Below are 23019 nucleotides of genomic sequence, written 5' to 3'. Positions count from 1 at the left end.
TCGGGGTGGAGATTTGTTGCCGTGTCGTCATTGCCGTCATGCCGTGATCGCCGTCGTATTCGTCACTGTTCCGGCCCCGTGGCGGCGGGCGTCCCCGCGAACCGCTCGATGTCGCCCAGGCGTTCCCCGGGCCCCCAGGTCAGCGCGGGGATGTGCGCGTTGATGAGTTCTCCGTCCTCGCGCAGCACGGCGGAGGAGGGGTGATACATGTGGAGCAGCGGGTCGCGGTACTGGTCGAAGGCGGAGTGTGTGTCCATGCGGTAGGCGAAGTCGTTGTCCTCGCCTCCCCAGCCCTCGAACCGCTCGTCCATGCCGCCGATGCGGTGGAAGGCGCTGGTGCGGACCCAGACGCAGCAGCCGGGCGGGCGGCGCAGCACGAAGGCCCGCAGCCGGTCGCTGTCGACCTGGGGGGCGCCGCGCCCGAGGCGTTCCTCGATCGCCCAGGACGTGGCGGACTCGTCGAGGCACCACATGTCGCGGTAGCTGAGGTGCCCCATGGTGCCGCGCTCCCGGAAGCGTGCGGTGTTGCGGGCGATGAAGTCGCGGTCGACCAGCACGTCGGCGTCCAGGATGCACACGGCCTCCGGCCGGCCGGGCGCGTTGACCACTCCGACGTTCACCGCCCAGGACTTGTTGAAGAGCCCGTCCTTGCGGGCGAAGAGGTAGTGGTCGGTGTACGGCGTGACGACGTCCCGCCAGCGCGGTGTGTCGTCACTCTCCACGACCACGACCCGGTACGACGAGGCCGGCACCGATTGGTCGCGCAGCGAGAGCAGGCAGGCCAGCAGGTTGCGCAGCCGGTGTCCGGGTCCGCGGTCGCGGAACGGTACGACGACGAGCGTCTCGGCGTCGCCGCCGGGCGCGGCGGACGGCGGGACGGCCGGGGCGGTGGCAGCGTCCAGGGAGCGCAGCCGTTCGGGAGTGACGCTCCCGCCCGCGCGCGGGCTGTAGTGGCGTCCCAGGTGGTAGCCGAGGCGGGAGTTGGACTCCGCCTGCCACGCCTCGGCGAACAGCTTGCCGAGCGCCGGGGCGTCGCGGTCGCGGGCCAGTTCGGTCAGCCGCCGGTGCAGGGTCGCGTGGGTGGCCGGGTCGGCCGGACTGTTCCGCAACGCCCGGGCGGCGGCGAGCAGTTCGCCGTCCGGGACCCGGGCGACGGCTTCCGCCACCGCCTCGCGGTACGGCTGTCCGCGTTCCCAGTAGAAGATGCTGGCCTCACGTGCCTGGGGGTCGGCGTCGACCGCGAGGGTGGTGACGACGGCGTCGGCGAGCTGGTCCGGGTCGTCGGGCATCAGTGCGGGCACGGGTGTCCTTCCTCTTGGCGTGGGTCGGTGGTGCGGGGGCCGGCGGCGCGCCCGTGAGACGACGCCGTACGAGGCCGTACGGAGCCGTACGGAGCGGCGCGCCGGCGGAGCGGCCGGGGTCAGAGCGCGGCGGCGCGTTCCGCGCGGGCGAGCAGGAGGCGGGTGCCGTCGTGCACTCCGCGCACCGGGACGCCCGCCGTGGCGGGGTGGACGGTGAGCAGGGTGCTCGCCAGGCAGGTGTTCTCCGGCCGGGACGCGTACCGGCCGAGGGCGCGCGGCTGCCCCGTCACGCGGTCCTGCGGCAGGCCGAGTTCGCGCGCGATGAGCCGGGCCCAGTCGGCGCGGGAGATCCGTTCGGGTCCTCCCAGGTGGAGCAGTCCGGGTGCCGGTGCCCGCAGTACGGCGGCGGTGACGGCCGCCACGTCCTCGACGAGCACCGGGGTGGTCCACTGGTCGGTCGGGGCCGTGACGTGCTCGCCCGTGCGTAGCCGGTGCACGCAGGACGAGAAGTAGTTGAGCCACTTCGGGGCGGTGGCGGGTTCCCAGCCGTAGATCAGGCTCACCCGCAGCACCGTCGTCGCAGCCCGCTCGGCGAGGATCCGTTCGGCGGCGAGCTTGGCCCTGCCGTAGGCGTTGGCGGGGCGGGTCGGGGCGGTCTCGTCGGGGGCCCGGGCGGTGCCGTCGAAGACGTTGTCGGTGGAGATCAGCACGATCCGCCTGTCGCCGGCCGCCTCGGCCACCACGCGTGCCGCCCCGGCGTGGCCGCGCAGGGCCTCTTCGGGGTGTTCCTCGCACCAGGTGACGTCGGACGGTCCGTGGACGAGGACGATCCGCTCGGCGTCCGTGGCGTCGAGGACCCGCCGGACCGCCGTCGGGTCGGTGACGTCGAGGGCCGACCAGGGCGCGGGGTGCCCGGGGTCGGCGGGCGGTGGTGTCCGCGACGCCACCACGGCCTTCTCACCGGAGCGCAGCAGGTGCGCGGCGACGGCCCGTCCGACGAATCCGCTGCCTATGACCAGGGTGCTCATACGCTGTCCTCCAGGACGGGGATGGGGTGCGGGGACCGCTGGAGCATGCGGCCCATGCCGATCAGGCAGTGGTCGTCGTCGGCGGCGCCGAGCGCGAGCATGGCGCGGGTCTCGGCGCCGTCCAGGCCGAAGCAGCCGAGGCGGACCAGTTCGTCGCCCAGCAGGGAGACGAACCGCTCGCCCACGGCGACGGCGAAGCCGCCGATGAACAGGTACCGCCGGATGCCGATGGCCGTGAACAGGCAGTTGACGGCCGAGGCGAGCGGGCGCAGTGAACCGCGCAGGGTCCGGGTCGCGAAGGGGTCGCCGGCGCGGACGGCCCGGGCCAGTGCCTCGTTGGTGATGCCTTCCGGACGGTGCCCGGCGGGAGCGGCGAGCGCCGAGCGGGCGAAGGCCGGCGGATCGGCCGCGGCGGCCGCGCGGGCCGCCCGCAGGATGCCGCGGCCGGAGGCGACGGCGCCGAGGTGGCCCCGGCCGCCGCAGTCGCAGGGCGTCGCGTCCTCGCTCGGATCGACCCGCCAGTGCCCCAGTTCGCCGCCGTGGCCCTGGTCGTCGACGAGGACCTCGCCGTGCCGGAAGACCTTGCTGCCGATGCCGGAACTGATCGTGATGAGGCAGAAGGGCTGCGCCTCCGTCTCGGCGTAGCGCCAGGCCGCGGCGGTGATGTCGTTGGCGACCAGCACCGGCAGGCCGAGCCTCGCCGAGAGAAGGTCGCCGACGTGCACAGGATCGGCCTCGGCGCCCCAGAGCGTGGGGGCCGCGCGGACGACGCCGTCCTTGGCCAGAGGTCCGGCGAAGGAGAGGCCCACCGCGCTCGCTCCGTGGCCGTCGGGCGAGTCGAGGTACTCCTCCAGCTGCCGGACGAGCTGGTCCAGCACCCGGCGCTGCAAGGTGCGGGCGGGTCCTGGGCCGTGGCGGCCGATGCCGTCGGTGATGACCCGGCGCACCGCCTCGATGCCGCCGTCGGCCGCGATCCGGCCGATGCGCAGGGTGGTGCCGCCCAGATCGGCCACGACGTGACGGCGCGGGCCGGACGCGGCCCCGGCGGCGGCGCTCACGACACCGTCCCGGCGGCGGACGGCTCGCGGTCGCAGTGCTGCACGGTGCCGTCCTCCAGCACGATGACCGACTCCAGGCGGGCTCCGTCGGGTATGCGGGCTCCCGGCAGCAGCACGGAGTCCCGTACGGTCGCGCCGGCGCCGACGCGCACGCCGGGGTAGGCGACGCAGTGGTCGAGGAGACCGTGGTTGACGAGGTCGTCGCGGACGATGCTGGAGCGGACGCCCGCGTCTTCCTCGACGAACCGGGGGGTCAGCTCGGGGCGCACGGTCAGCGGCAGGTCGGTCAGGGGCATGGTGGGGGGCCGGCGCAGCAGTCCCCGGTGGGACCGGTGGTAGCGGTCGACGGTGCCGATGTCCTCCCAGTGGCTCTCGACGGCGTAGCCGCGGACGCGCTCGCCGGCGGCCAGCATCGCCGGGATGACGTCGCGGCTGATGTCGTGCTGCCAGTCGGTGTGCTGGAGCCGGACCAGGTACCGGCGCAGGAGCGCGGCGTCGAAGACGCAGAACGCGGCGAACACCAGGTCGCTGGTGGGATCCGCGGGTTTCTCCACGAATCGGGTCAGGTCTCCGTGGGCGTCGAACTCGACCATGCCGAAGAGGTGGACGTAGCGCCGTTCGACGCGCTGGTACGACACGGTGAGCGCGGCCCCGGAGGCGCGGTGCCGGCGGATCATGTCGCCGTAGTCGAAGCGGTAGACGTGGTCGGCGTGCAGCACCAGGATCTCGGACGGGTCGCCTTCGAAGACGTGGTCCGCCTTGCTGATCAGGGCGTCGGCCGTGCCCCGTTCCGGCGGCCGGGTGCGCTGCGGCAGCACGGGGGGCGGCGCGCCGGGCGAGCTGCGGTACGCCTGGTCGTAGGGCCCGAAGTGCACGCGGAAGCCGGGCTCGCGGTTCCAGCCGGTGTGCAGGTGGTCCATGAGCCGGCGTTCCTCGTACTGGGAGAGCAGCAGCACGTCGCGGAAGCCGGAGCGGCGGGCGTTGGCGAGGCTGAAGTCGATCAGCCGGGCGGTGCCGCCGTACGGCACCAGGGGTTTCAGCCGGCCCCGGCCCAGGGGGCCCAGGCGCCGTCCCTCGCCGCCGGCCAACAGGACCGCGCGCACCCCTTCCGTGTCCCGGGGGGCGTGCGGCGCCGGCGTGGTCATCGGTTCCGGCCGTACGTTCATGGTGACGGGGCCTTCCTGTGGGACGACGTCGGAGTGGAAGCCGTGCCGGTGCGGCCGGGGGCGGCGGCGGAGCGGGCCGTGGTGCGGTGGCCCAGGGAGCGCCACCAGCTCAGGGTCACGCTGTCCGGGTCGAGGCAGTCGGGGACCCGCATCGATGTCCGCGCCCGCTGGAACGCGGCGATGGTGGCGTCGATGTCGTCGGTCTCCACCGTGAACAGGGCGAGGTGGCTGCCGGGCCGGGCCGGGGAGCCTTCGAAGAGGTCGTCGCCCGCGTCGCGCGGCAGCAGCTGGAGCCGCCGCGCGGAGACGAAGCCCGGGACCCGGAGCACCTCGTCGAGGTGGAAGTCGTCGTACCAGCGGTGGTACTCGGCCTCGGCGCCGGGTCTCGGCCGGGTGTGCACCACCAGGACATGGGTTTCCATGCGTGCCCTTTCCGAGTGTCAACTGCGGTTGTGCGCGGCGGCCGGAACGTCCGTCCGGCCGGCCGCCAGGTGCCGCTGGAGGAGGGCGAGGGCCGCCAGCGACGGGGCGTCCTTGAGCCGGCCCTCGGCCACCAGCCGCCATACCTCCTCCTCGGGAAACCAGCGGCTGACCAGGCCGGCCTCCTCCGGTTCGAGCCGCGGCTCGCCCTGGGTGAGACCGGTGGCGAGGATCACGTGGAAGCCCTGGTCGCTGTAGCCGTAGGCGGCGAACAGGTGCCCGATCCGGGTCATCTCGGCGGCGGTCAAGCCCGTCTCCTCGGCGAGTTCGCCCCGGGCGAGGTCGAGGGGGTCGGCATCCGGCCGGTCCTCCCAGGAACCCTGCGGGAACTCCCAGTACCGGCCCGCGACCGGATACCGGTACTGCTCGACCAGGTGGAATCCGCCGTCGGAGTAGGGCAGGACGATCGCGTAGTCGGGCTTGTGGACCACGCCGTACAGACCCGGAGTGCCGTCGTCGCGCACGGTGGTGTCCTCGCGCACGCTCATCCAGCGGTTCTCGTAGACCACCTTCGAGCCGGTGGCCGTGACCTCGGGTGCGTGCTCCACGGGCAGCGCGTGCCACGCCGACCTGCCGTCGCGGCCGGTGACGAGCAGCGCCAGCTCCGGTGCCGGGCCGGGGACCTCGCCGGTGAACAGGTCTCCGGCCGGCCGCGCGGCGAGTTCCACCACGGCGGCATCGGGCGTGGCCGGCACGACCTCGACCCGGCCGAGGCCGGTGCCCTGCCACCGCACCCGCACCATGTCCCCGGCGCGGTGGGCGCTTCCGTGCCCGCCCGGGAGCGGTGCGCGGTCGCCCTCGGCGAGGACCGAGCGGACCACCGGGGTGGCGTCCGCCGGGCGGCGCCCCTCGGCACAGGCCTCGAACACGGCGAGGAAGCGGTCGGCGGCCGCCTTCCAGGTGAAACCGCGGGCCGTGGCCACGGCGTTGGCGCGCAGGGTCTCGATCCGCCGCGGGTCCTCGCGCCACAGGGTCAGCATGCGCAGCACGCCGGACCGCACCGCCTCCGTCAGCGCTTCGTCGTCCACCCGGAACGAGCGCGGCAGCGCCAGTCCGGTGGCTCCGGGCGCGTCCAGGTCCTCGGTGTGCCCGAAGTGCCGCATCCCCTGCTGGGCGGTCGCGACGGGCACGCAGCCCGCGGCCATCGCCTCGCCCATCGCCATCAGGAAGGTGTCCATCTCGAACTTGGACGGGAAGACGCAGAAGTCACCGGCGGCGGCCCAGTCCATCAGCTCCGGCGTGCTCATCGGACCGGTCCGGACGCGCACGAGACCGGCGTGGTCGCGTTCCAGCGCGGCCAGGTCCTCGTCCTGCGGAGGCCGCGGCGCCAGGCAGTGCAGCAGCACGTTGACCCGGTGCCCCTCCTCCAGCAGCCGCCGCACCCCCCGGAACAGCTCCTTCTGGCCCTTGTGCTGCACCGAGTAGCGCGCGTTGTGGTAGAGCGTGGGCAGCGCGGGGTCCAGTCCCAGGGCTTCCAGGGTCCGCCGGCGGCGTTCCTCGGAGCGCTGCACGTCGAGCCACTCGTCGCCGATGGCGCAGCCGCCGACGGTCATCAGATGGGTGCGCGCCCGGAGTTCCCGGCGCACGGCGAGCTGCTGGAACAGCTGCTCGAACGGGGTTCCCGCCTGGGTGAGCGCGTGCGCCAGCTGCCCGTCGGACAGGAAGTCCAGCGCGGCGACGGAGCGGGACACCAGGCCCAGCACCGGCAGGTAGTCGTGGCCGGGACGCTCCGGGGAGTCCGTGTGGAGCAGGGTGCGCGGCAGGTACGCGCGCATCGCCCGCTCCAGGTGACCGTCGAGCGGCGGATCCGCCAGACCGTCGGCCACCGAGGCGTCGGCCCCCTCGTGGCGGAGCAGGGTGCGCACCTCGGGGCCGTACACCTTGGTGTCGACGGGGAGGTTCGTCTGCACCGTGGACACCACGTGGTGGCCGTGTCCGGCGAGCAGCGCGGGCAGCAGGTAGTGGTGGACGGGTTCGTGCAGGTGCACGACCGCGCCCGCCGGGACCCGCTCCCTGACGTACCGGGCGGCGGCGACCTGGAAGACCAGGGTCTTGAAGAAGGTGAGGTCGTGGCCCTTGAGGTCGGCGGGCGGATAGAAGGTGTCCGGGTGGGTGTCCAGCACTCCGCCGCTCAGCAGCACGATGTCGATGCCGTCGACGGTCATCCGGTGGGCGCGCACGGACACCGGCAGGTGCGCCGTTTCCGGCCGGCCCGGCCACTCGGCCGGGTCCAGCCGTACCGGGATCGCGTCGTCCGTCCGCCAGTCCAGGTCGACGACCTCGTACCGTTCGCGCAGCAGCGGCAGGAGGCCGTGCGCGGGGGTGACCGCGCCGACCCGGTGGCCCTGGTCCCGGAACTGCCGGGCCAGGTTCCACAGATAGACGGAGGTTCCCGCCTTGACGAGGTGGTCGTCGAATCCGCTGAACTCGAAATGACACTCGATGATGTGCAACGGTCCCTCTGTTCGCTAGGCGATACGGCAAGTCGGTGGGGGAGTTGTCCGGGTCAGCCGCGTCCGGGGCCGGGCACCAGCCCGGTGTCTTCGGTGCGGCCGGTGGTCGCGGGAGCCGGTGCGGCCGGGCGCAGGGCCGGTGCGCCGAGCGCGACCAGGAAGACGAGGAGCGCGGGAAGGCCGAGGGCGAGGGGCAGCCCGACGACCGTGCTGACGCCGCCGATCACGATGGGGCCGATGAGGAAGCCCACGTAGCCGAGACTGACGACCAGGGACAGCGCGGCACCCGCGCGGGCCGGGTCGCGCTGGCCGGCCGCGGAGTAGACCTGCGGGGCGATGCAGGACATCCCCGCTCCCAGGCAGGCGAATCCGACGACTGCCGCCCACGGCCGGCCGACGATCAGGGCCGCCGTCATGCCGACGGAGGCGAGCACACCGCAGGCCCGTACCAGCGCCACCGGTCCGAACCGCGCCGTGAGCCGGTCGCCGAGCAGCCGTCCGGCGGTCATCGCCGCCGAGAACGCGGCGAACGCCGACGCCGCGAAGCCGGGCGAGCCGCCGAGGTCCTCGTGCAGATAGACGGCGCTCCAGTCGGCCGCCGTGCCCTCCCCGACCAGGGCACACATCGCCAGGGCGCCGAGGAACCACAACTGCGGCGAGCGGATGACGCCGCGCCCGGCGGGCCCGGCCAAAGCGCCCTCGGGCGCGGCGGCGCCCGTGCCGGCCGGCAGCGCCCAGAGCGCCGCCCAGAGCGCCAGGAGGACGACACAGCCGCCCACCGAGAGGAAGGTCGCCCGCGCGCTCAGCTCCTGACGGGCGAACAGGCCGCCGGCCGCCGAACCGAGGAAGCCGCCGATGCTGTAGACCGCGTGGAACGACGACATGATCGGCCGTCCCCAGGCCCGCTGCACCTCGATCGCGTTGGCGTTCATGGCGATGTTCAGGGTGCCGTGCACCAGCCCGAACAGGAACAGGGCCAGCATCAGTGCCGCGAGGTCCGGCATATAGGCGGGCGGGACGAGGAGGAGCCCCTCCAGCAGCGCCGTCGGCACCATGACCCGGGTGCTGCCGTACCGGTCGGCGAGCCGGCCGAGCACCATCATGCCGACGATCGCCCCGAGGGCGAAGGAGAGCAGCGCCAGACTCAGCAGGCCGTCGCCGAGGCCGAGATGGCTCTTCACGCTGGGGATCCGGCTCGTCCAGGCGCCGAGGGCGGCGCCGAACAGCAGGAAGAGGAGGGAGGTGGCGGTGCGTCCGCGCCGGAGCACGGCGCGGTCGGTGGTGATGTCCATGCGGGCTGTCTCTCCGATCGGTGCCCTCGGCGGATCGCCGTGGGCGGCTGGGGTGCTGTCTCGTCGGTGCCGTCGGCGTCAGGCGGCGGGGGCCGCCTTCTCGGGGGTGCCGGACGGGCGCAGCACGGAGGCCGTGAAGACGAGCGACAAGGTCAGCAGGGCCACCAGCGCGAAGGAGACGGGCAGTGAGGTCGCGTCGGAGACGAAGCCCATGACGGCCGGTGCGAGCAGGTTGGAGGTGTAGGTGAGGGTCGCGATGCCGGCGATGGTGCGGCTGGTGTCCGTGGCCGTCGCCCCCGCGGCCGCGAAGGAGAGCGGCAGGACGACCGCCACTCCGATGCCCACCAGCGCGAAGCCGCAGACGGCGGGTGCCGGGGTGCGCGCGACGACGACGAGGAGCAGGCCGGCGGTGGCGACCGCTCCGCTGAGCCGGACCGCGTTCACCACGCCGATCCGCCGGACCACATGGTCGCCGAGCAGCCTGCTGACCGCCAGGGCGCAGGCGAACCCGGTGTAACTGCCCGCGGCGACGCCGTCGTCGGCGTGTGCGACGGAACTCAGGTACAGGGCGCTCCAGTTGCCGCTGGCGCCCTCGGCGAAGACGGCGCAGAAGCCGACCGCGCCGATGGCCAGCGCCGACCGCGGCGGCAGCGCGAAGCGCGGCGGTTCCTGCTGGCCCGGCCGCGGCCTGATGTCCAGCACTCCCTGGACGGCGTACAGCCCGACGCAGGCGAGGACGGCCGCCGCGGCGGCGAAGTGGACCCGGGCGTCCACCTGCGCCGCCGCGGCGAGCGACCCGGCACCCGAGGCCACCAGCCCGCCGACACCCCACATGCCGTGCATGCTCGCCATCACGGAACGGCCCAGTTCCTTCTCCAGTTCGACCCCGGCCGCGTTCATGACGACGTCCGCCATGCCCGCCGCCGCACCGAACACCAGCAGCCCGGCGAACAGCAGGACCACGTTGGGGGCCAGCGCGGGCAGCAGCAGCGCGACGCACCAGGCGGTGAGCAGCGTACGCAGTGCCGCGCGCCCGCCGAACCGGTGCACCAGCCTGCTGGCCAGGGGCATGGCCAGCAGGGAGCCGAGGGCCGGAGCGAGCAGGGCCACGCCCAGCGAACCGTCGCTGATGCGCAGATGGTCGACGATCCAGGGGATACGGGTGGCGAAGCTGCCGGCGACGGCACCGTGCACGGCGAAGACGGCCGCGGTGCGCACGCGCGCCGCGCGCGCTCCGGGGCGTTGCTGCGCGGGCCGGTCGGTCGACGCTTTCATGGCGGGTTCTCCTCGGGGATGCGATGACGACAAGCGCTTGCGGTGGTCCGGGCCGCTCATTTTTCAGGCAGGGTTCCTGAAAATAAAGACCCGTCGGCGTTTTCCGGCCTCGGCCACGGCCTCCGCACAGGGCTCACATGAGGTCGGGCCCGGGCGCGCGGACCTCGCCGCCGAGCCGCTTGGCCTCGGCCGTGATGTGATCGCCCCAGCGGTTCCACAGGCCGCCCGCGAGCCGGGAGGTCACCACCACGAGGTCGAACCGGCGGTCCGGCCAGGGAGTGCGCATCCCGCACAGGTGCAGGGACTCCACGACCGTGGCGGGGGCGCCGTCCACGGCCTGCCCGAGGGCCCGCTCGTCGAAGTCGCAGAGGGAGAACCGCGCGTTCGCGGACGCCCACTCGGCCGGCAGCCGCGGGCCGCAGCCGAACACCGCCACGCGCGCCGGATCACCGGACCGATCCTGCAAGTGGCGTGTGGCATCGGCCAGTTCCTCGGCCGCGTCCCGGCCGTCGGCCGCCGAGGTCCAGCCCAGCAGGTCCTCCCATTCGACCTCCAGGGGGTCGATGAGACCACGCGAGGACACCGCCCAGTACAGCTCGGTCCGCACCCCGGGATGCTTGTCGAGGAACCGCTGGCAGTTGCGCATGATGCTGACCGCGGCCTCGTCGTGCGCCCGTTCGTGCGGCAGCTCGATGCCCCACGCCGTACGCGAGACCACCATGGCGGTGCCGTTGCCGTGCAGCCGGTACCCCAGCTCGATGTCCTCCACCCCCCAGCCCGTGAAGTCCTCGTCGAAGCCGCCGACCGCCCAGAACTCGGCCGCGGGCAGCGAGAAGTTCAGCGTCCACAGGAACACCCAGGGCATGGCCATGCGGCCCGGATCGAAGCCGACGCGTTCGTAGTCGGGCAGCCGCATGTCCTGGAAGGACGGCACGTCGATCAGCCGCCGCACCACCTCCTCGGGCGGGAGGGTGTCGACGATGCCCTCCATCTCCCGGCACGGGTTCGCCGGGTTGTAGCCGTAGGAGTAGCCGAGCACCGCCTGCCGGCGGCCGGACGCGTGGGCTTCGAGATGGGCGCGCACCCAGTCCGGGCCCACGATCATGCCGGTGTCGAGGAACGCCAGCACGGGGGCGGTGGCGAGCCTGGCCCCGCCGTTGCGGGCCGCCGCCACCCGGAATCCCAGGTCCTCCTGGAAGTGGTAGCGCACCCGAAGCCGGTCCGCGTAGGAGCGGACCAGTTCGGCGGTGCCGTCCGAGGAGCCGTCGTCGGCGACGACCACCTCGAAGTCCGACACCGGGACGTTCTGCCGGACCAGGGACTTGAGCGTCCGGTCCAGCAGACTCTCGCGGTTGTACGTGGGGATGACCACGGACAGCCGGGGGACGGTCTCTTCCTGCATGTCGATGTGTGCCCTTCTCTTGGCTGAAAACCGCTGCGGGGACGGCGGCGGCCCGGCGGGTCCCGTCATCGGGCGGCCCTGACGAGCGTCGCCCCGCCGTCGACGTTGATGGCCTGCCCCGTGACATGCCGGGCGTCGGCGGAGCAGAGGAACGCCACCGCGGCGGCGACGTCCGCGGCCGTCTGCTCCCGGCCGGTGTACGGCGGCGCCTCGCGCAGGACGACCCGGTCGGCGACCACGCGCTCGAACTCCGCCCGGTCCACGGCCGCCCACTGACGGCTCCAGACGAATCCGGGCCGGACCAGATTGACCCGGACCGCGCGCGGCGCGAGGAGGACGGCCAGCGAGGAACTCCAGTGCTCCAGCGCGGCCTTGGCGGCGCCGTAGGCGGGGGAGACCGCCCACGGCATCGCCGCGGCGATGGAGCTGACGTTGCACACCGCCGCGCCCGGGACGAGCCGGTCGGCCAGCGCGCGCGTGAGCCGGTAGGCGGCCGAGACGTTCAGGTCGATGATGTCGTCCCAGACCTCCGGCGGCGGCCAGGCGACGTCGGCCACCGGTGCCACGGGCGGCCGTTGCTCGCCGCCGAGCACGTTGACCAGCACCGACAGCTCGGCGGGTAGTTCACCGACCAGCTCGGCGAGCCGGCCGGCGTCCCGCAGATCGCACTGCCGGAAGACGGCCCGCGCGGGCAGCGGCGCCGCGGGTTCGTTCACGTCGACGACGACCAGCCGGTCGACGACGCCACGGGCGAGCAACTCCTCGGCCACGGCGCGGCCGATGCCGCCGGACCCCGCGGTCACCAGGCCGACGGCGGGCGAATCTCCGCTCATGACGCCTCCTTCGCACGTATGGGTGAGGGGTGGGCCGGAGCGCGGGGAGGGAGGCCGGGGCTTGAGGGGCGGCGGGCGCCGCCCAGCAGCACGATGTGCCCCGCGCGCAGCCGCGGAGCGAGGTCGCCCACGGCGCCGACGACCCTCCCGAGCGACTCCTCGGGGCCGAGGGCCGGTCCCCGCACACCGACGACCGTCATGCCGGCGGCGCGCGCGGCGGTGACGCCGGGGAGCGCGTCCTCCACGACGACGCAGTCCGCGGGCGGGAGGCCGAGCGCCCGGGACGCGGCCAGATAGCCGTCCGGTGCCGGTTTCCCGTTCGCGACGTCGTCGGCGGTGACCAGGACGTCCGGCACCGGGAGGCCGGTGGCGCGCAGCCGGGAGCGGGCCAGGGCCCTGGTCCCCGAGGTCACGACCGCCCAGGCCGCGCCGGACAGCGCGCCGAGCACGGCGTCCGCGCCCGGGCACCGCGTGAGGCCATCGGTGTCCGCGGTCTGCGCGGCCTCCACCCGGGCCGCCTCCGCCGCCGCGTCCAGGTGCGGGGCGACCGCGGCGACCACCTCGACGGACCGCCGGCCGTGGCAGGCGGCGAGCACCCGGTCCGGCTCCAGTCCCCGGTCGAGCGCCCACGCGGTCCAGGACCGCTCCACCACGGCTTCCGACCGCACGAGGACGCCGTCCAGGTCGAACAGCACGGCCCGGCACACCAGTTCCTCGCTGCCCTTCACGGTGCGAGACCTCCTTCGCGGGCCCGGGGCGGTGCGCCGGTCACGGCGTGACCGACCAGGCGGCGCACGGCCCGAACCGGCGGTGCGGGGTCGTGTCCTCGTAGGGCAGCTTCTCGGGGAGGCTGATCAGCTCCATCTGCATGCCCCACGGGCTGAGGAAGTAGACCCAGCGGTCTCCCGCTATCGGGCCGCTCGTCACGGTCCGTGGCCCGTCGCCGAGGACGCGCACGCCGGGGTGCCGGCGCAGGTACGCGGTCGCCGCGTCGATGTCCCGTACGTAGAAGGCCAGATGGTGCCCGCCCACGTCGCTGTTCCTGGGCATGGTCCGGTTCTGGTCCGGTGCCGTGTACTGGAACAGTTCGATGTTGGTGACCGGGCCGAGGCGGAGCATGGCGATGTCGGCGGTGGCCCGCGGGTGCACGTCGAGCGCTTCGCGCATCCAGTCGTCGCCGTCGGAGCGGATGGTGTCCTCGCGGTACAGCAGGTCGGCGCCGAGGACATCGACGAAGAACCGCACGGCCTCGTCGAGGTCGGGCACGGTATAGGCGATGTGGTCGACATTGGTCGCCGTCGGGATGCCCCGCGCCGGTGCCGGGAGCGACGGCGCCCGGGCCGGGAGCCGGCGCGCCACCGCGTCCGGTACGCAGGTCACCACGACGACCTCCGTGGCGGAGCCGGCCACCAGGCGCCCGGAGGCGCCGGCCGGGAGGAGGACGGCGTGACCCTCCCGGACGGGGCGGGCCGGGCCGTGGCCGGCGTGGAACGCGGCATCGCCCCGCACCACGTACCAGAGGCTTTCGGTGCCGGCCTCGGGGTCCGCGTGGAGCACGGAGTCCTTCTCCAGGGTCACGTGGTCGACGGACTCGCACTCGCTGAAGAGCATGCCGCGGCGCGCCAGGCACCGCCAGCGCCGGCTGCGGCCGTCGCCGTCCAGCACGGCCGAGGCGGCGCCGCTGTCGGTGACGATCACAGCCCCGCGCCCCTCTCGTGCGGCGACGGGACGACGAAACTGGCGCACACGGCCCGAAGGCCCGCGGCGGACGCGGTGATCCGGAGGTCCTCGCCGCCGGACGCGGTCACGGACATGCCCTCCCGCACGGTGACGTCACCGGACCCGCTGGTCGCCGTAGCGGCACCCGACAGCACGAACACCGTGTGCTCGGCCCCTTGTCCGGGCAGGCGCTCGGCCGCGCCGGGGGCCAGCTCAAGCAGCCGGATCCGGCGCAGCGGCCCCTGGAGGGTGGGCCGGGGATCCACGTCCCGCAGCTCTTCGAGGTCGACGATCACCGCTTCACCGGTCTGCGGGTCCGTCATGGGTGCTTCCTTCCAGGCCGAGTGAGTGAGGGCCAGCGTGCGCGGGGCGGGGACTTCGAGCGTCAGCCAGCTCAGCGGCCCGGCGCCCGTGTTGCGCAGGCCGTGTGTCGCGCCGAGACCGGTGAGGACGATCTCTCCGGCCCGCACCGGGTGCGGCTCGCCGTTGAGCAGCGCCTCGCCCCGGCCGGACAGCAGGACGTACGCCTCCTCGGTACGGCTGTGCAGATGCTCCCCGCTGAGCCCGCCGGGCGGGACGCACGCCCACTCGACGGCCTCGTAGGGACCGCGCAGCCCCCGCCCGGCCGCGAGCGACCGCCACTGGGTCACTCCGGCCGCGCCGTGCACACCGTGGACGTCCGACGGGGAGGCGAGGTCGGAGATCTGCAGGTCAGGACGCATCGAGGCCCCCGGCGGCCAGCGTGGCGAGGGCCTGCCCGATCTCGTCCACCGTCACGTCGTTGACGAACCGGGCGGATCCGATGCCCACCGGGAGCGGCAGCCGCTGCAAGCCGTCCCGGTGCCGGACGGTGTCCTCCAGCGCCTCGGCCAGGCTGTGCACCTCGCACACCGGGTGGTACTGCGGAAGGCGCAGCCGGCGCATGACACCGCCGACGCGCCGCTGCTCCCCGTCGCCGACCAGTCCGCGCCGACGGGCGATGGCGGTGGTGAGGGCCATGTCGATGCCGACGGCCTCGCCGTGCAGCAGGTCCGGCAGCGCCCGCATCTCGATGGTGGGGCTGAAGGTGTGGCCGTAGTCGACGAGGCGCTGGAGGTCGTTCTCCCAGAGGTTGGGCTGAAGCTCTTCGAGCATGCCGTGGATGGCCCGCTCCAGCACTTCCTGCACCACGTCGCCTTCGGCGCCCCGCGCCTGCATGCGGCTCGACACCAGCGTCGTGCCGTGCCGTTCCAGCAGGGAGAACAGGCGCATGTCCTTGACCAGCGCGATCTTGAGGATCTCGGCCAGCCCGTTGCTGATGTGCCGTTCGTCGAGCGTGGCCAGGAAGTCGCGGTCCAGCAGGGCCAGCGCGGGCGCGAAGTAGGTGCCGAGCCGGTTCTTGTGGCTGCCGAAGTTGACGCCCGTCTTGACCCCCACGCCGGCGTCGACGATGCCGATCAGCGTCGTGGGGACGCGGACGTACGGAGTGCTGCGCCGGTACAGGCTCGCGGCGAAGCCCACGATGTCGAGCAGGACGCCGCCGCCGATGGCGATGATCGGGTCGTGCCGCCGGGAGATCCCGAACGCGTCGAGGGCGCGCACCACATGGGAGACGCTGTCCATGGTCTTGGTGCGCTCCTCGGCGGCGAGGACGCAGATGGACGGTTCCAGGCCGTGCGCGTCCAGATAGGCACGCAGCCGGTCGCCGTAGTGACGCTCCACGTGGTCGTCGAGCACGATGAACCGCCGGTTGCCGGTGCGTTCGGTGACGCCGGCCAGGGCCAGGTCGGAGTGGGCGGGGTCGAGGAGCCCGTCCACCATGCGGACTTCGTAGCGGACCGGTTTCGTGGCCTGCACGAGCCACTCGGGCCGGCTCCCGCCGTTCCTGATCAAGGTCGGGACCGAGGCGTCGTCGGTGTCCGGCCGGGTACGGGTGGTGGACTGCACAAGGCTTTCCATGTCGTCGTTTCCTCATCGGTTACGGATGGAAAGGGATGGGTGCGATGGTCCGGTCTGTGTGAGAGGTTTTACACCGCTCACGGATGAGTGGCGGTAGGGGTTCGCTGGAGCAGACCGGTATAGAGCGAGCAGTAGTCCATGAATTCCCGGTAGATGAGGAATTCCTGAGTGCAGCGGTGGTGCGCGGCGGTTCCGTATCGCTCGCGAAGATCACTCTCCGACAGCAGCCGGAGAATGGCCTGACCGAATGCGGCGAGGTCGTGCGGATTCGGTACCAAGGCGCCCTCGTGCCCGTCGCGGATCTGGTCGGTGATGCCGCCGACCGCGCTGGCGACGATGGCCTTGCCCTTCCACATGGCCTCGGTGACGGTGAGCCCGAAACCTTCCCGAAGACTTTTCTGTACGACGACATCGGCGCGCCGTTGCAGCGCGTTGACGGAGTCGGCGTTGGCGTCCGAGTCCAGCAGCGAGAGGGTGACCAGGTGCACCCGCTCGCGGACCGGCCGGTCGAGCGCTTCCCGGACGCCGCACAGGTCGCGCAGGATCCGCGAGCCTTCCGGATCGTCGGGGATGTCGTCCGGGTCCGGCCCGGCCAGCACCAGATGGACGTCGTCCCGGGCCGGCGCGACGTGGTCCGCGAAGCCGCGCAGCACCCCCGCCATGTCCTTGAGCGGATCCCAGCGGGAGACCTGGAGGACCACGGGGGCGTCCGCGGGAAGGGGCCGGTCCTGCACGATGCGGGCGGTACGCTCGGCGGCCGGCGGGCCCTGCGCGGCCTGGAGTCCGATCGCGCGCAGCCGGTCGTGCACCGCCGCCCGCGCCATCGGACGGTTCTTGCGGGCGGCGGGGTCGATCGACGGCCGCAGGACGACGACCTTCCCTTCCTGTTCCGCCAGGAAGGGCGGGGCGTACCGCTCGGCCGAGAACACGCACCGCGCGGGAGCCCGCAGATAGGGGGCGAGGAAGGCCCAGGTGTCCCGGACCACCGCGGTGTGCGAGGCGGTGCCGATGTGGCAGCGCCAGGCCACGTCCAGGCCGGCGGCCACGAGGTGCGGGGCCAGGCCGAGGGTCTGCGGGTCGTGCAGGACGCAGAGATCGCCCGGCGCGATCCGCTCCAGTACCTCGCGCGCCTGACGGAGCGTGGTGCTCTCGTAGACCTCGCGCTCGGCGGTGCCGAGCGGTCCCGCCGGGTCCGGGCTGCCGTGCAGGCGGTGGTGGAGCCTTTTGGTCACCGCGAAGAATTCGGGCTCACCGCCGAGCACCAGCCATCGGGTTTTCAGTCCGGACTCGTTGTGCAGCCTTATGGCCTTCTCTAATAAATCGGCGACACCGCCACCTCGCGCGGTGGTGTTGATGTGCCAGATCGTGCGCTGTGCCAGAGAGTGCGCCATCCGTGCGGATATGGAGACTCCACGGGACGCACCGCCGTCGGATTCCGGAAACACCTCGCTGACCAACGAACCCACGTCCGCCACCTTCCTCGTGACTCGGACACGTGCGACGGTTGGTTCCAAGAGCCTGCAACGACCATCTGGTTCTTTAATGGTCAGCCCATAGGGATCTTAGAGAGCGCTCACTTGATCGGTCAAGCGACAGCTTCTGGCCATGGTGACGGGATTGTCGACGTGAATGGATCAAGGATTGACCTGCTGAGTTCGAAATCCCGCACAAGTTCTTCAGGTGTTTTAGGGTCGGATCGGCCATGATCGCATGCTGTGATGAGGCCGGTTTTTTCAGTCCGGAAATTTTGCGTCCATTCCGCGAAATGCATCATTAACCCTTTGGTTACCTCGTGCGCGGCGGCGTGACGGCGGCGCTCTCCACGCGTGCGGTCGCGCGGATGGAGGGCGCTGGACGGCAGGGGGCCGTCGGGACGGCTGGACATGCGACCCTGTGTCGTAACAGTATGAGTTGCGACCCGGATGGCGTCGACGACTTCGGACGGCGGGAGGCCTCATGGGTGCGAACAGTCGGATGACCGTGGCCACGCACGCGCTGACCTGGATGGCGCGGGTCTGTCCCACGCGTCCCGACGGCATCGTGACATCCGAACAGATCGCCGCCAGCGTCAGCACCAACCCTGTGGTCATCCGCCGCATCCTCGGAAGTCTGCGCGGCGCGGGTCTGGTGGAGTCGCAGCGCGGACAGGGTGCGGGCTGGCGGCTGGCCCGCGCTGCGGAATCGATCACCTTGAAAGACGTCTACCTCGCCGTCGAACCCGATCCCCTCATCGCTCTGCACTCCACGCCTCCCAATCAGGCGTGCCCCGTCGCGCGGGGCATCCCGCCGGTGCTGCGTCAGGTGTACGACCGCGCGGAGGAGTCGATGAAAGCCGAACTGGCAGCCGTCACCGTCGCCGACGTGGCGAGAGAGACGGTTCCCGGGTCCTGAACAGCCCCACACCTGGCGTCGGCCGGTCCTCTCGGGCCGGCCTCTCTTCGGCCCGTTGTTGTAACCACTCCTGTTACGTCACATATCTGGAGGCCCGCATCGTGTACCGATCGCTCGTCGTCCTCGCCGCCGGAATGTTCGCCATCGGCACCGACAGCTTCGTCATCGCCGGCATCCTGCCGGACGCCGCTCACTCTCTCGGTGTCGCGGTCGGAACCGCCGGCTGGCTGCTCACCGCCTACGCCTTCACCTACGCCGTCCTCGGCCCCGTCATGGCGGCGCTCACTGCCCGTTGGCCGCGCCGCACCCTGTTTCTCGCCGGGTTCGCCATCTTCACCACCGGCAATCTCGTCACCGCCTTCGCTCCGGCCTTCGGCGTGGCCCTGGCGGCACGGGCGCTCGCCGGGCTCGGCGGCGCCATGGTCACCCCCGCAGCCGTCGCCGCGGCCACCGCGCTCGCGCCGCCCGAGCGTCGCGGCCGCGCCATCGCCACCGTCATGACGGGCCTCAGCGCCGCGACCGCGCTCGGGGCGCCCATCGGCACGGCGATCGGCAGCCTTACCGGCAACTGGCGCGCCACCATGCTGTTCGTCTCCGCTCTCGGAGTGCTGGCCGCCGCCGGGATCGCCATGCTCCTGCCCGCGATACCGACACCCCCGGCGGTACCGCTGCGCACCCGCGTCGCTCCGCTCGCCGACCGCCGCATCGGCCTGACCCTGCTGACCACCTTCCTCGTCTACACCGGCCTGTACACCGTCTACTCCTTCATCGGCGAAAGCCTCGAACGCGCCACCGCGGGCAGCGGCACCACCCTCGCCGCACTGCTGTTCGTGTGGGGACTGGCCGCCACCGCCGGAACCCTCGGCTCGGGCCGCCTGATCGACCGCTTCGGCAGCCGCCGCGTCATCAATGCCGCGATCGTCGTGGCCGCGGCCGACTTCGCGCTGCTGCCGTGGACGAGCGCACATCTGCCCTCCGCCGTCGTGGCACTCCTCCTGTGGGGCGTCTCCGGATGGGGACTCCTGGCACCGCAGACGCACCGCCTGATCACCGCCATGCCGACGGCGGCACCTCTGCTCACCGGTCTCGCCTCGGCCATGGTCTACGTCGGCGTCTCGGTCGCCCCTCTGGTCGGTCAGACAGGGATGGCATGGTTCGGCGCGCGCTGGCTCGGTCCCGTCGGCGCAGCGTTCATCGTGCTTGGCCTCGGTGCGGCGGAGACGGCGCACGCCGTCATCCGCCGACACGCGAGGCCCGGCGCGCCCACGGCACAGTCTCAGCCGTCGGGGGTCAAGTAGCGCGGTCCAAAGGAGCGTTGGGGTTCACGCCGGGCCGGGACAGGGCGGGCATCGAGGGCTCGGCGTGTTCCTTGGGCCACAGTGGCCTGCCGTGTCCGGCTCCGGTGTTGCGGGCCGGCAGGCCGCTTCGCGGACCGACGTGCGCAAGCGGAGGCCGCTCGGGAGGCACGCCGGTCCCCGTGCGCGACCGGTCAGGCGGGAGGCGCGCCGAGCGCTGCGGTCAGCGCCTCGATGTCCTCCTCGGTGTTGTAGTAGTGCACCGACGCCCGTACCACGGCGGGAAGATTACGCGGCCCCAGGTCGTAGCGGGCGGAAGTGAGCGCCGAGACGCTGGTGTTGACGCCCGACTCGGAGAGCCGGTGCCGCACGTCGGCCGCGGGAACGCCGTCGACGGTGAAGGTGACGATGCCGCAAAGGCGCCGCCCTCGGTCCTGGACGGTCACGCCGGGCAGCTGCGCGAGTCGCTGCCGCAGCCGTGCGGCGAGGGCGGTGACCCGTTCTTCGATCGCTTCGATGCCCCAGCCCAGGGCGTAGTCCACGGCGGTACCAAGACCGATCTTGGCCGCGTAGTTGGTCTCCCACGCCTCGAACCGCCGTGCGTCGGGACGGACTTCGTAGGTCCGCGCGTCGGTCCACGTCGCGGCGTGCAAGTCGAGGAAGGGCGGCTCCAACTGCTCGATGAGCCGGTCGGAGACGTAGAGGAAGCCGGTACCGCGCGGTCCGCGCAGGAACTTGCGTCCGGTCGCCGACAGCATGTCGCAGCCGATCTCCCGCACGTCGACGGGTAGTTGGCCGACGGACTGGCAGGCGTCGAGCAGGAACGGGACGCCGGCGGCACGAGTCAGCCGGCCGACCTCGGCCGCGGGGTTGACCAAGCCGCTCTGGGTGGGCACGTGGGTGACGGCGACGAGCCTGACGTGCTCGTCCAGGCGCCGTTCGAGGTCCTTCACCGACAGCTGGCCGTGCTCGTCGTCGTCGATCACCTCGACCCGGACACCGGTGCGGCGGGCCGCCTGCAGGAAGGCGATGACGTTGCTGGCGTACTCGGCGCGCGAGGTCAGGATGCGATCGCCGGGCCGGAAACGCAGCGCGTAGAAGGCCATGTCCCAGGCCCGGGTGGCGCTTTCGACCACGGCGACCTCGTGCGGCCGGCAGCCGATCAGACGGGCGATCGACTCGTAGACGGCGTCGACCTTCGCGGCGGCGGCCACCGCGGCCTCGTAACCGCCGAGCCGCGCCTCGAGCCGCAGATGGCCGATGACGGCGTCGAGCACCGGGGTCGGAGCGAGTGCCGCGCCGGCGTTGTTGAGATGTACGACGTGGGCGCATCCGGGGGTCTCTTGGCGGGCACGGGCTACATCCAGTGGTGCCGGCATGGGACTCCTGTCCTGTTCACGTGCGTCATGGGTGGGGGCCAGTGGGAGTCAGGGTATCCGTGGCGCCGGAGCACGCCGGCCGACGAGCCCGACCGGGCCCCACCGTGGCCAAGGGGCAGGGTGGGGCCCGGTTGTCCCGTACGAGCGACGCGGGGTAAAAGCGGTTTCTACCGCCTCCCGTAACGGGGCCGCCGCTGATCGGAGTGATGCATTCCGTAACTGTCCGGAACCTTGCCGTTCACCGGGAGCCACCCTATTCTCGCCGCACGGAAAGCGCTTTCCCGCGTACGGCTGAGCAGCACCACCCAGGATTCGAGCCGCGTCGGCGGCGAATGACCGAGTGGGAGACGAGGATGAGACGACCAGTCGCCATGCGACTGTACGCAGCCCTGGCCACGCTGGGGGTGGCCGCCGCGGCCGGGATGGTCGTGGCGATGCCCGAGGAGGCGTCGGCCGCCGCCGCGGGCGCCACGGGGTACGCGACACAGAACGGCGGGACCACCGGCGGCGCGGGCGGGCAGACCGTGCGGGCCACCACCGGCACCGCGATCCACGCGGCCCTGTGCTCCCGGGCCAGTAGCAGCACTCCGATCACCATCCAGGTCGAGGGCACCATCAACCACGCCAACACCGGCAAGGTGTCCGGCAGCAGCTGCAACACCGCCGACGGTGTCATCGAGCTGAAGCAGATCAGCAACGTGACCATCGTCGGGGTCGGCGGCGGGGCCGTCTTCGATCAAGTGGGCATCCACATCCGCGAGTCCAGCAACATCGTCATCCAGAACGTGACGGTGAAGAACGTCAAGAAGTCCGGTTCCCCCACCTCCAACGGCGGTGACGCCATCGGCATGGAGAGCGACGTCCGCAACGTCTGGGTCGACCACGCGACGCTGGAGGCCTCGGGCGGGGAGGCGGAGGGCTTCGACGCGCTCTTCGACATGAAGGACAACACCCAGTACGTCACCCTGTCGTACAGCATCCTGCGCAACTCGGGCCGCGGCGGTCTCATCGGGTCGAGCGAGAGCGACTTGTCGAACAGCTACATCACGTTCCACCACAACCTGTACCAGAACATCGACTCCCGCGCTCCGCTGCTGCGCGGCGGCACGGCCCACATGTACAACAACCACTACGTGAGCCTGAACAAGTCCGGGATCAACTCCCGGGCCGGCGCCCACGCCAAGGTGGACAACAACTACTTCGAGGACTCCAAGGACGTCCTGGGCACCTTCTACACCGACGAGCCGGGCTACTGGCAGGTCGCCGGCAACATCTACGACAACGTCACCTGGACCAGCCCCGGCACCGACAACCACCCGGCCGGCCCGAACCCGCAGTCCAACACCACCGTCGCCATCCCCTACGCCTACACGCTCGACGCCGCGAGCTGCGTGCCGGCCATCGTGAGCCAGACGGCGGGCGCCGGCAAGGGGCTGCGCGTCTCCGACGGCTCCTGCACGCCGCAGACGCCGACCCCGACCCCCACCCCCACGCCGACCCCGACCCCCACCCCCACGCCGACCCCGACCCCCACCCCCACGCCGACCCCGACCCCCACGCCGACGCAGCCCGGTGGCACCAACCTCAGCATCGGAGCGGGCTCCGACGGCTCCAGCAAGGCCGACGGCACGAGCTACGGCAACGTGCGCGACGGCGACCTGAACACCTACTGGTCGCCGGCCGGAACGACCGGGTCCATCTCCATCAAGTGGGGCTCGCCCACCGCCATCTCCTCGGTGGACATCCGGGAGACGGCCGGGACCGCGGGCCGCATCGGTTCCTGGCGCGTCCTCAACGGCGACACCGGGGCGGTGCTCGCCTCCGGCAGCGGCGCGGGCGCCATCTCCCTCCCCCGGACGACGCTCTCCAAGGTCACCTTCCAGATCACCGGCGCGAGCGGCACCCCGCAGGTCGCCGAGTTCGAGACGTACGCCGGGTAGTGCCCCACCACCGCGGCCCCCGCTCGCCGGGCGGGGGCCGCGCCGTCGGCGGGCCGCGTGCCGCGGTGG

Annotated in this window: 19 protein-coding genes; 3 read left to right on the top strand and 16 right to left on the bottom strand. The window is 72.5% G+C overall.

The genetic code is table 11. The features are described from left to right. Positions 1 to 62: 62 nt before the first annotated feature. The 15 genes from SCK26_RS01790 to SCK26_RS01720 form a co-directional block, all read right to left on the bottom strand. On the bottom strand, positions 63 to 1301 hold the full coding sequence (locus tag SCK26_RS01790) for a glycosyltransferase (RefSeq protein WP_318199440.1): 1239 nt from the start codon (positions 1299 to 1301) through the stop codon (positions 63 to 65). 119 nt (positions 1302 to 1420) lie between these two features. Beyond that, entirely contained in the window at positions 1421 to 2329 is a 909-nt protein-coding gene (locus tag SCK26_RS01785) for an SDR family oxidoreductase (protein WP_318199439.1), read from the bottom strand. Next, on the bottom strand, positions 2326 to 3387 hold the full coding sequence (locus SCK26_RS01780; RefSeq protein ID WP_318199438.1) for an ROK family protein: 1062 nt from the start codon (positions 3385 to 3387) through the stop codon (positions 2326 to 2328). Before SCK26_RS01780 ends, SCK26_RS01785 begins: the two co-directional genes overlap by 4 nt. Then, positions 3384 to 4553 (bottom strand): glucose-1-phosphate adenylyltransferase family protein, encoded by a 1170-nt coding sequence (locus SCK26_RS01775; protein WP_318199437.1) that lies wholly within the window; start codon positions 4551 to 4553, stop codon positions 3384 to 3386. Before SCK26_RS01775 ends, SCK26_RS01780 begins: the two co-directional genes overlap by 4 nt. Continuing rightward, complete coding sequence (locus SCK26_RS01770; RefSeq protein WP_318199436.1) at positions 4550 to 4975, bottom strand: hypothetical protein; 426 nt, start codon at positions 4973 to 4975, stop codon at positions 4550 to 4552. Before SCK26_RS01770 ends, SCK26_RS01775 begins: the two co-directional genes overlap by 4 nt. Positions 4976 to 4993: 18 nt before the next feature. Next, positions 4994 to 7486, bottom strand: a complete 2493-nt coding sequence (locus tag SCK26_RS01765) for an NUDIX domain-containing protein (protein ID WP_318199435.1) — start codon at positions 7484 to 7486, stop codon at positions 4994 to 4996. A gap of 53 nt (positions 7487 to 7539) precedes the next feature. Next, positions 7540 to 8778 (bottom strand): MFS transporter, encoded by a 1239-nt coding sequence (locus SCK26_RS01760; protein ID WP_318199434.1) that lies wholly within the window; start codon positions 8776 to 8778, stop codon positions 7540 to 7542. Between the two features lie 78 nt (positions 8779 to 8856). Continuing rightward, on the bottom strand, positions 8857 to 10053 hold the full coding sequence (locus tag SCK26_RS01755) for an MFS transporter (protein WP_318199433.1): 1197 nt from the start codon (positions 10051 to 10053) through the stop codon (positions 8857 to 8859). Positions 10054 to 10186: 133 nt separating this feature from the next. Then, positions 10187 to 11455: a glycosyltransferase gene (locus tag SCK26_RS01750; RefSeq protein ID WP_318199432.1), complete on the bottom strand. Its 1269-nt coding sequence runs from the start codon at positions 11453 to 11455 to the stop codon at positions 10187 to 10189. A gap of 65 nt (positions 11456 to 11520) precedes the next feature. After that, the gene (locus SCK26_RS01745) at positions 11521 to 12288 is read right to left on the bottom strand and encodes an SDR family NAD(P)-dependent oxidoreductase (RefSeq protein ID WP_318199431.1); all 768 of its coding nucleotides are present in this window, start codon (positions 12286 to 12288) and stop codon (positions 11521 to 11523) included. Next, a complete protein-coding gene (locus tag SCK26_RS01740) occupies positions 12285 to 13016 on the bottom strand; it encodes an HAD-IA family hydrolase (RefSeq protein WP_318199430.1) in 732 nt (243 codons plus the stop codon). Before SCK26_RS01740 ends, SCK26_RS01745 begins: the two co-directional genes overlap by 4 nt. A 40-nt stretch (positions 13017 to 13056) precedes the next feature. Continuing rightward, positions 13057 to 13986: a VOC family protein gene (locus tag SCK26_RS01735; protein ID WP_318199429.1), complete on the bottom strand. Its 930-nt coding sequence runs from the start codon at positions 13984 to 13986 to the stop codon at positions 13057 to 13059. Continuing rightward, positions 13983 to 14729 carry a cupin domain-containing protein gene (locus SCK26_RS01730; protein ID WP_318199428.1) on the bottom strand — a complete coding sequence of 249 codons (747 nt, stop codon included), beginning with the start codon at positions 14727 to 14729 and terminating at the stop codon, positions 13983 to 13985. Before SCK26_RS01730 ends, SCK26_RS01735 begins: the two co-directional genes overlap by 4 nt. Then, positions 14719 to 15945: a sedoheptulose 7-phosphate cyclase gene (locus SCK26_RS01725; RefSeq protein WP_318199427.1), complete on the bottom strand. Its 1227-nt coding sequence runs from the start codon at positions 15943 to 15945 to the stop codon at positions 14719 to 14721. Before SCK26_RS01725 ends, SCK26_RS01730 begins: the two co-directional genes overlap by 11 nt. Positions 15946 to 16022: 77 nt before the next feature. Beyond that, positions 16023 to 17336: a glycosyltransferase gene (locus SCK26_RS01720; protein WP_318199426.1), complete on the bottom strand. Its 1314-nt coding sequence runs from the start codon at positions 17334 to 17336 to the stop codon at positions 16023 to 16025. Between the two features lie 565 nt (positions 17337 to 17901). On the opposite strand from SCK26_RS01720, the gene SCK26_RS01715 reads away from it, so the two are divergent. Both SCK26_RS01715 and SCK26_RS01710 read left to right on the top strand, forming a co-directional pair. Continuing rightward, a complete protein-coding gene (locus tag SCK26_RS01715) occupies positions 17902 to 18336 on the top strand; it encodes an Rrf2 family transcriptional regulator (RefSeq protein ID WP_318199425.1) in 435 nt (144 codons plus the stop codon). A gap of 101 nt (positions 18337 to 18437) precedes the next feature. Beyond that, positions 18438 to 19634 carry an MFS transporter gene (locus SCK26_RS01710; RefSeq protein WP_318199424.1) on the top strand — a complete coding sequence of 399 codons (1197 nt, stop codon included), beginning with the start codon at positions 18438 to 18440 and terminating at the stop codon, positions 19632 to 19634. Between the two features lie 191 nt (positions 19635 to 19825). On the opposite strand, the gene SCK26_RS01705 is transcribed toward SCK26_RS01710, so the two are convergent. Beyond that, entirely contained in the window at positions 19826 to 21010 is a 1185-nt protein-coding gene (locus SCK26_RS01705) for an aminotransferase class V-fold PLP-dependent enzyme (protein ID WP_318199423.1), read from the bottom strand. A gap of 353 nt (positions 21011 to 21363) precedes the next feature. Here SCK26_RS01705 and SCK26_RS01700 point away from each other — a divergent pair, with 353 nt between their 5' ends. Further along, on the top strand, positions 21364 to 22950 hold the full coding sequence (locus tag SCK26_RS01700; RefSeq protein WP_318199422.1) for a pectate lyase: 1587 nt from the start codon (positions 21364 to 21366) through the stop codon (positions 22948 to 22950). The last annotated feature ends 69 nt before the right edge of the window (positions 22951 to 23019 follow it).

Source organism: Streptomyces sp. SCL15-4 (genome assembly GCF_033366695.1).
Classification (GTDB): domain Bacteria; phylum Actinomycetota; class Actinomycetes; order Streptomycetales; family Streptomycetaceae; genus Streptomyces.
This window is presented reverse-complemented; position numbering and strand designations above follow the sequence as displayed.

Bases quoted from the DNA above. Each gene is read 5' to 3' on its own strand.
- SCK26_RS01750 (WP_318199432.1), bottom strand. From the start codon at position 11,455: ATGCAGGAAGAGACCGTCCCCCGGCTGTCCGTGGTCATCCCCACGTAC.
- SCK26_RS01760 (WP_318199434.1), bottom strand. From the start codon at position 8,778: ATGGACATCACCACCGACCGCGCCGTGCTCCGGCGCGGACGCACCGCC.
- SCK26_RS01730 (WP_318199428.1), bottom strand. From the start codon at position 14,729: ATGCGTCCTGACCTGCAGATCTCCGACCTCGCCTCCCCGTCGGACGTC.
- SCK26_RS01785 (WP_318199439.1), bottom strand. From the start codon at position 2,329: ATGAGCACCCTGGTCATAGGCAGCGGATTCGTCGGACGGGCCGTCGCC.
- SCK26_RS01770 (WP_318199436.1), bottom strand. From the start codon at position 4,975: ATGGAAACCCATGTCCTGGTGGTGCACACCCGGCCGAGACCCGGCGCC.
- SCK26_RS01720 (WP_318199426.1), bottom strand. From the start codon at position 17,336: ATGGCGCACTCTCTGGCACAGCGCACGATCTGGCACATCAACACCACC.
- SCK26_RS01775 (WP_318199437.1), bottom strand. From the start codon at position 4,553: ATGAACGTACGGCCGGAACCGATGACCACGCCGGCGCCGCACGCCCCC.
- SCK26_RS01700 (WP_318199422.1), top strand. From the start codon at position 21,364: ATGAGACGACCAGTCGCCATGCGACTGTACGCAGCCCTGGCCACGCTG.
- SCK26_RS01715 (WP_318199425.1), top strand. From the start codon at position 17,902: ATGGGTGCGAACAGTCGGATGACCGTGGCCACGCACGCGCTGACCTGG.
- SCK26_RS01725 (WP_318199427.1), bottom strand. From the start codon at position 15,945: ATGGAAAGCCTTGTGCAGTCCACCACCCGTACCCGGCCGGACACCGAC.
- SCK26_RS01705 (WP_318199423.1), bottom strand. From the start codon at position 21,010: ATGCCGGCACCACTGGATGTAGCCCGTGCCCGCCAAGAGACCCCCGGA.
- SCK26_RS01755 (WP_318199433.1), bottom strand. From the start codon at position 10,053: ATGAAAGCGTCGACCGACCGGCCCGCGCAGCAACGCCCCGGAGCGCGC.
- SCK26_RS01745 (WP_318199431.1), bottom strand. From the start codon at position 12,288: ATGAGCGGAGATTCGCCCGCCGTCGGCCTGGTGACCGCGGGGTCCGGC.